Source organism: Streptomyces sp. NPDC060027 (assembly GCF_042737005.1).
Taxonomy (GTDB): Bacteria; Actinomycetota; Actinomycetes; order Streptomycetales; family Streptomycetaceae; genus Streptomyces.
This window is the reverse complement of the sequence record NZ_JBHWVI010000313.1, coordinates 1-7,640: the sequence shown is the minus strand read 5'-3', so window position 1 is coordinate 7,640 and position 7,640 is coordinate 1. Positions and strand designations below refer to the sequence as shown.

Sequence of the window (7,640 nt, the reverse complement as noted above, 5' to 3'; positions counted from 1 at the left end):
GGTGATCCGGCACCGGTGATCCGGCACCGGTGATCCGGCACCGGTGATCCGGCACCGGTGATCCGGCACCGGTGATCCGGCACCGGTGATCCGGCACCGGTGATCCGGCACCGGTGATCCGGCACCGGTGATCCGGCCGGACGGTCCGGGCCCGTGGGGCCCGGTCCGTCCTCAGTCCTCGCCGTACCGCGGATCCACCGTCTCCGGTGTCAGACCCAGCAGTTCCGCGACCTGTTCCACGACGATCTCGTGCACCAGGGCGGCGCGCTCGTCGCGGCCCTTGGTGCGGATCTCGACCGGACGGCGGTAGACGACCACGCGCGCGGGATGTCCCTCGCGCGCCGCGACGGTGCCGCCCAGGGGCACCGCCTCGTCGCTCCACCCCTCGCCCGAGCCCTCCAGGCGGGGGACCTCGAGGACCATGAAGTCGATGTCCGCGAGCTGTGGCCAGCGTCGCTCCAGCCGCTCCACGGAGTCCTGCACCAGATCCGCGAACACTTCGGATCGGCTCGCCGCGAGCGGCACCTGGGGCGGCGCCACGGGGCCGCGCATGCCCCTGCCATGGCGGTCACGACGGCGGGGACCGGCTGCTGCGGCGCGGGGCGGTACGGGGTTGTCCATCACTGACGAAGAGTAGTCCCCGCCCGGCCCGGCCGCCCGGCCCCACGCGGCCGTCCCGGAGGGGCGGGGGACCGAAGGCCCCCGGTCCCGAATGCGTTCCGGATGTCGCCCGATGACCATTCCAGCCAAGCTTGGGCTCGATTCCGCATCCTTCCAAGACCGTCTTTGACATGGCAATTGACATGGTTCGCACCAAGTAGTGACCGGATCCAGGTCTGTTCGGCACTCCGACCCGTGATCTCGCCCCAGGTCAGGGCCTGATGGCCGGACAGCGGTGTGGGGCGTCTCACAACACGACACGGTGGGGTGACCTGGGGGAGAGTCGTCGCGGCCCGCTCAAGAGTGCGGTACCGTCCAACATCGTGAGCCCTGTACGTCGCTGTTCGCGCACCGCTTGCGGCCGTCCCGCCGTCGCGACGCTGACGTACGTCTACGCCGACTCGACCGCGGTCCTCGGCCCGCTCGCCACCTACGCCGAACCCCACTGCTACGACCTGTGCGCCGAGCACTCCGAGCGCCTCACCGCGCCGCGCGGCTGGGAGGTCGTCCGGCTCGCCGACACCTCAGGTCCCTCGCGCCCCAGCGGCGACGATCTAGAGGCGCTGGCGAACGCGGTGCGCGAGGCGGCCCGTCCGCAGCGGCGAGCGGCGGAGGCCGGCGGCGCCCGCTCGGCGGACCCGATGGAGGTCGCGCGCCGCGGTCACCTGCGGATCCTGCGCTCGCCCGACAACTGAGCACCGCCCCACGCGCGACCGCACCCCGTTCTCTTCTGTCCGTGGTCGGCCGGCGGACCCCCGCTGCTCGCGCTGGTCGTGCCCCTCGTCCTCGTCGGCCTGGTCGACGGCAGGCGCGGACTGCGCGAGACCTGGGTGCCCGCCCTGGCGTGCGGAGTGGCCTTCGCCGCCGCCCAGTTCGCCGCCTCGAACTACGTATCCGCGCAACTCGCCGCCATCGGCGCCTCCTTGGCCGGTGCCGCGGCCCTGGTCGCCGTACCCCGCGCGCGCGTGCCCGCCACCGAGTCCGCCCGCGAGTCGGGGCCGTCCCCCGAACTCCTCGCCGCCGCCAACAGTTCGGGCGGCGTCCTCGGCAAGATGATCGCGCCGCAGAACCTGACCTTCGCCCGCGCGGCAGTCGGGCTCGCGGGCCGCGAGGGAGATCTGCTGCGCAAGGTGCTGCCCTGGAGCCTCGGGCCGCTGCTCGTCATGTGCCTCATCGTGGTGGGCCAGAGCTCACCGGTCGCCTCCTGGACGCTGCCCTGAGAAGACTCGGCCCCCCCTTGAGACGGGCGGGTTTCCCCCGGATGACGGGGACTGTCCGCAGGTCACGGATGCGCTCCACTCGGGCTCGCCACGGCTCGCCGTCATCCCGGACGGGTAGTTTGGGGTGACCGAAGTGGACTTCTGGAGGGTTGGCCGTGACTGCTGATCTGTCGCAGCTCGTGAAGGCGTACGACGTACGCGGGGTGGTCCCGGACCAGTGGGACGAGCCGCTGGCCGAGCTGTTCGGCGCCGCCTTCGTCCAGGTGACCGGAGCGGACGCCATCGTGATCGGGCACGACATGCGGCCGTCGTCGCCCGGACTGTCCCGCGCCTTCGCGCGCGGTGCGGCGGCGCGCGGGGTCGACGTGACCGAGATCGGCCTGTGCTCCACGGACCAGCTGTACTACGCGTCAGGCGCGTTCGGCCTGCCGGGCGCCATGTTCACCGCCTCGCACAACCCGGCCCAGTACAACGGCATCAAGATGTGCCGGGCCGGCGCGGCCCCCGTCGGCCAGGACACCGGCCTCGCGGAGATCCGCCGACTCGCCGAGTCCTGGCTCGACTCCGGCGCCCCGGCCTCGGACGCGACGCCCGGAACGATCACGCGGCGGGACACGTTGGAGGACTACGCGGCGTACCTCCGCGCCCTCGTCGACCTGACCTCGATCCGCCCCCTCAAGGTCGTCGTCGACGCGGGCAACGGCATGGGCGGACACACCGTCCCGACCGTGTTCTCCGGCCTGCCGCTCGAACTCGTCCCGATGTACTTCGAGCTGGACGGCACCTTCCCGAACCACGAGGCCAACCCGCTCGACCCGGCGAACATCGTGGACCTCCAGAAGCGCGTCCGCGAAGAGGGCGCCGACCTCGGCATCGCCTTCGACGGCGACGCCGACCGCTGCTTCGTCGTCGACGAGCGGGGCGAGCCGGTCTCCCCGTCCGCGATCACGGCGCTGGTCGCCGCACGCGAACTGGCCAAGCACGGCGGCGGCACGGTCATCCACAACCTCATCACCTCCTGGTCGGTCCCCGAGGTCGTCCGCGAGCACGGCGGCACCCCGGTCCGCACCCGTGTCGGCCACTCCTTCATCAAGGCCGAGATGGCGAGCTCCGGCGCGATCTTCGGCGGCGAGCACTCCGCCCACTACTACTTCCGCGACTTCTGGAACGCCGACACCGGCATGCTGGCCGCCCTCCACGTCCTCGCCGCCCTCGGCGGTCAGGACGGCCCGCTCTCCGGGCTCGTCGCGGAGTACGACCGCTACGTCGGCTCCGGCGAGATCAACTCCACCGTCGACGACCAGGCGGCCCGTCTCGCCGCCGTCAGGGCCGCCTACGAGGGCCGCGAGGGCGTCACCATCGACGAACTCGACGGTCTGACGGTGACCGCCGAGGACGCGTGGTTCAACGTCCGCCCCTCCAACACCGAGCCCCTGCTCCGCCTCAACGCGGAGGCCCGCGACGAGGCGACGATGACTAAGGTGCGGGACGAGGTGCTGGAGATCATCCGAGGCTGAGGGTTCCTCGCCTGCCCGTCGGCGGCCGACTGCCGACGGCCCGGCGAGGACGGACACGGGGCGCGGGGCGCGGAGCACCCGCGCACCCGCCCGCACGCCTCCACCAGACGGTGCCGCACCCCGGCATCCGGCTTCCCGCAGCGGTACCCTGACCAGGCCGCATCCACCGTTTCGGAAGGACACCCCATGCCGCTCGAAGCCGGCCTCCTGGAGATCCTCGCCTGCCCGGCCTGCCATGCCCCGCTCAAGGAGCAGGAGACCGAGCTGATCTGCACGGGAGCGGACTGCGGCCTCGCCTACCCGGTCCGCGACGGCATCCCCGTACTCCTGGTCGACGAGGCCCGCCGCCCCGCGTAAGCGACACGGCAGCCCCGCCGCCAACGGCGCCGCGACCGCCGCGCACGAGGCGACAGCGGCGCCGCCCCGCCCGCGGGCAGGCCGACGGCGCGGCAAGCACGACGACACCCGACGACAGGCGACAGCGCCGCCGCCCGCACGGACAACGGCGACGCGGCCGCACCGATCGGCGACCGGCGCACACCCGGCCGGCACCCGGTCCGACCCAGCGCCGCTCGGCAGCTCGCGCGAGCGACCCCGTGCAAGCGACCCCGGCGGCTCACGCGCAAGCGCCGCCCCGGCGACCGGAGGCTCCCGACCCCATGCTCGACGAATCGCTCCTCGACGATCCCGACGCGCTCACCCGGGCCGACCGGCGGGCGCTGCTCCGCGGCGCGGCCGAGGCCGGCGCCCGGGTGCGCACCGCGGTCCGGCACGCCACCGAGGCCGGCGTCTCCGAGCTGAAGCCGGACGGCCGCCCGCGCGCCGTCCTGATCGCCGGCCCCGGCATGGCCGCCACCGGCGTCGCCGAACTGCTCGGCACCCTCGCCGGAGCGAGCTGCCCTCTCACCCGGCTCACCCCCACGGGAGTCGCTCCCGCCGGGGGCGCCCTGCGCTGGGAACTGCCCGGCTGGGCGGGCCCCGTCGACCTCCTGCTGATCGCCACCCCCGACGGCAGCGAACCCGGCCTGGAACTGCTCATCGAGCAGGCCTACCGGCGCGGCAGCACCGTCGCCGCCGTGGCCCCCGGCGGCTCCCCCCTCGCCGAGTGGGTGGAAGGCAGCCACGGCCTCTTCGTACCGATGGCGACCGCCCCGTACGAGCAGGACGAGCCCCTCGCGGCCTCGGCCCCCGGCGTGCTCTGGGCCCTGCTCACCCCACTGCTCGCCCTCCTCGACCGCACCGGCCTCGTCTCGGCCCCGCCGGAGGCCCTGCAGAAGGTCGCCGACCGCCTCGACCGCGTCGCCGAGCGCTGCGGCCCCGCCGTCGCGGCGTACAGCAACCCGGCCAAGACCCTCGCCGTCGAACTGGCCGAGGCGCTCCCGGTGATCTGGACGGAGGGCACCTCGGCGGGCCCGGCGGGCCGCCGCTTCACCGCCGCGCTCGCCGAACTCGCCGGCCGCCCCGCGCTCACCGCCGAACTCCCCGAGGCGCTCGCCTCGCACAGCGTGCTGCTCGCCGGCGCGCTCGCCGCCGGCGCGGACCCCGACGACTTCTTCCGCGACCGCGTCGAGGAGGCCCAGGCGCTGCACGCGCGCGTGGTGCTCCTCCGCGACCGTCCGATCGGCGGGATCAGCGCCGCACCCGCCGCCCGCGAACTCGCCCTCGGCCACGACACCGCGATCAGCGAGCTCGAACCCGAGGAGGGCGGCGAACTGGAGACCCTCGCGGAACTGATCGCCATCACGGATTTCGCCGCCGTTTACCTGGCGCTCGCCTCGGGGGCCTGATCTTGGGCGGGACCCCGCGACCGACGCCCGTCGCCGCCGGATCCCGCGACCGGCGCCCTGACGCCACGCCTCCCGATCAGCGCCCGCACGGAGCGGGCCGAGCAGCGCACGTATGGAGAAGAAGACAGCCATGGACCGCCTCGACAACACCGTCCGCCCCTACGCCTGGGGTTCGACCACCGCCATCCCGCGGCTGCTCGGCCTGGAGCCGACCGGCGAGCCGCAGGCGGAGATGTGGATGGGCGCCCACCCGGGCGCACCCTCGCGCACCGAGCGCGGTCCGCTCAACGAGGTCGTCGCCGAGGACCCGGGGAAGGAACTCGGCCGCGCCGCCGTCGCCAGGTTCGGCCCCCGCCTGCCGTTCCTCCTGAAGATCCTCGCCGCCGGCGCCCCCCTCTCCCTCCAGGTGCACCCCGACCTCGAACAGGCACGGGAGGGCTACGAGGACGAGGAGCGCCGCGGAGTCCCGATCGACGCCCCGCACCGCAACTACAAGGACGCCAACCACAAGCCCGAACTGATCTGCGCTCTCACCGAGTTCGACGGCCTGTGCGGCTTCCGCGCCCCCGAGGATGCCGCCGGACTCCTCGCGGCCCTCGACGTCGACTCCCTCAAGCCGTACGTCGACCTGCTGCGCGCCCACCCGGAGGAGGCGGCGCTCCGCGAGGTCCTGACGGCGGTACTGAGCGCCGACCCCGACGACATGGCCCGTACGGTCACCGAGACCACGGCCGCCTGCGCCCGCCTCGGCGGCGAGTACGCCCCGTACGCCGACCTCGCCCACCACTACCCGGGCGACCCCGGCGTCATCGCCGCGATGCTCCTCAACTACGTCCAGCTGCAGCCCGGCGAGGCCCTGTTCCTCGGTGCGGGCATCCCGCACGCGTACCTGAACGGCCTCGGCGTCGAGATCATGGCCAACAGCGACAACGTCCTGCGCTGTGGTCTGACCCCCAAGCACGTCGACGTCCCCGAACTCCTGCGCGTGGTCCGCTTCGAGGCGGGCGACCCCGGCGTCCTGCGCCCCGAGGCGTCCCCCGACGGCGAGGAGGTCTACGCGACCCCCATCGACGAGTTCCGCCTCTCCCGGTATGTCGTCGCCGAGGGCGCCGACCCGCACGACCTCACCCGCGAGACCCCGCAGATCCTGCTCTGCACCTCGGGTTCCGTGCGCGCCGACAGCATCGACCTGACCCCCGGCGGATCGGTCTTCGTACCGGCCGGAGAAAAGGCCGAAGTGTCCGGGTCCGGCACGATCTTCCGTGCGACAGTGGTGGCCTGACGGGGCGACTGTGCTGGCCTGAGGCACCGCCGACCGACCGGGCTGCAAGAATGGCGCACCGCAAAGGGCGGGCAAAGCCCGGACCCGGGGTACCAGGGTACGAACGTGGTCCGGACGGCGTACGAAGGGACAGCAGGAGCAGATGAGCGCTTCAGGCGGCACCAAGGCGATCGTGGCGGCACTCGGTGCCAACCTCGCGATCGCGGCAGCGAAGTTCGTGGCGTTCGCGTTCAGCGGCTCCTCCTCGATGCTCGCCGAGGGCGTTCACTCGCTCGCAGACTCCGGCAACCAGGCGCTGCTCCTGGTCGGCGGAAAGAAGGCGCAGCGCGAGGCGACCCCGCAGCACCCGTTCGGCTACGGCCGCGAGCGCTACATCTACGCCTTCCTCGTCTCGATCGTCCTGTTCTCCGTCGGCGGCATGTTCGCCGTCTACGAGGGCTACGAGAAGATCAAGCACCCGCACGAGATCGAGCACTGGTACTGGCCGGTGGGCGTGCTGGTGTTCGCGATCATCGCCGAGAGCTTCTCCTTCCGTACGGCCATCAAGGAGTCCAACGAGCTGCGCGGATCGCACTCCTGGTCCCAGTTCATCCGCCGCTCCAAGGCCCCCGAGCTGCCCGTCGTCCTCCTGGAGGACTTCGGCGCCCTCATCGGTCTGGTCCTCGCGCTCGGTGGCGTCGGCATCGCCCTGCTCACCGGCGACGGCGTCTGGGACGGCATCGGCACGGTCTGCATCGGTGTCCTGCTCATCCTGATCGCGCTGGTCCTCGCCGCCGAGACCAAGTCCCTCCTGCTGGGCGAGTCGGCGGGCCCGGAGGACACCGAGAAGATCGAGGCGGCGATGGTCGACGGCGCCACCGTCACCGGCATCATCCACATGCGCACGCTCCACCTCGGTCCGGAGGAGCTCCTGGTCGCGGCGAAGATCGCCGTCAAGCACGACGACACGGCCGCCCAGGTGGCCTCCGCGATCGACGCCGCCGAGTCCCGCATCCGCACCGCCGTCCCGATCGCCCGGGTCATCTACCTGGAGCCGGACATCTACAGCGAGACGGAGGCGGCCAAGGGCCCGGACCGCGAGGCGACTCCCGGCGGACCGTCGCAGCCGCCGGCCGATCACTGACACCACCCGCCCGTACGCGGTGGGGGCCCGCCTGTGATATCTGGCGGGCCC

The 7,640-nt window shown here is 73.0% G+C and carries 7 protein-coding genes and 1 pseudogene; 7 read left to right on the top strand and 1 reads right to left on the bottom strand.

All coding sequences use genetic code 11. The features are described 5' to 3' along the window. Window positions 1-171: 171 nt before the first annotated feature. Window positions 172-621 carry a metallopeptidase family protein gene (locus tag ACFWBT_RS40000; protein WP_385708889.1) on the bottom strand — a complete coding sequence of 150 codons (450 nt, stop codon included), beginning with the start codon at window positions 619-621 and terminating at the stop codon, window positions 172-174. Window positions 622-881: 260 nt separating this feature from the next. Between ACFWBT_RS40000 and ACFWBT_RS39995 the strand changes: the two genes are divergently transcribed. The 7 genes and pseudogenes from ACFWBT_RS39995 (at window position 882) to ACFWBT_RS39965 (ending at window position 7,589) form a co-directional block, all read left to right on the top strand. Further along, complete coding sequence (locus ACFWBT_RS39995; RefSeq protein ID WP_385708883.1) at window positions 882-1,355, top strand: DUF3499 domain-containing protein; 474 nt, start codon at window positions 882-884, stop codon at window positions 1,353-1,355. A gap of 38 nt (window positions 1,356-1,393) precedes the next feature. Beyond that, window positions 1,394-1,880, top strand: a pseudogene (locus tag ACFWBT_RS39990) (L-lactate permease); the annotation flags it as partial. A 155-nt stretch (window positions 1,881-2,035) separates the two neighbouring features. Further along, window positions 2,036-3,397 (top strand): phosphomannomutase/phosphoglucomutase, encoded by a 1,362-nt coding sequence (locus tag ACFWBT_RS39985; protein WP_385708880.1) that lies wholly within the window; start codon window positions 2,036-2,038, stop codon window positions 3,395-3,397. Window positions 3,398-3,583: 186 nt separating this feature from the next. Continuing rightward, entirely contained in the window at window positions 3,584-3,754 is a 171-nt protein-coding gene (locus tag ACFWBT_RS39980) for a Trm112 family protein (protein ID WP_078943765.1), read from the top strand. A 302-nt stretch (window positions 3,755-4,056) separates the two neighbouring features. After that, a complete protein-coding gene (locus tag ACFWBT_RS39975; protein WP_385708877.1) occupies window positions 4,057-5,184 on the top strand; it encodes an SIS domain-containing protein in 1,128 nt (375 codons plus the stop codon). Between the two features lie 130 nt (window positions 5,185-5,314). Next, window positions 5,315-6,466, top strand: a complete 1,152-nt coding sequence (gene manA / locus ACFWBT_RS39970; protein WP_385708886.1) for a mannose-6-phosphate isomerase, class I — start codon at window positions 5,315-5,317, stop codon at window positions 6,464-6,466. 142 nt (window positions 6,467-6,608) lie between these two features. After that, entirely contained in the window at window positions 6,609-7,589 is a 981-nt protein-coding gene (locus ACFWBT_RS39965; protein WP_385708874.1) for a cation diffusion facilitator family transporter, read from the top strand. Window positions 7,590-7,640: the final 51 nt, after the last annotated feature.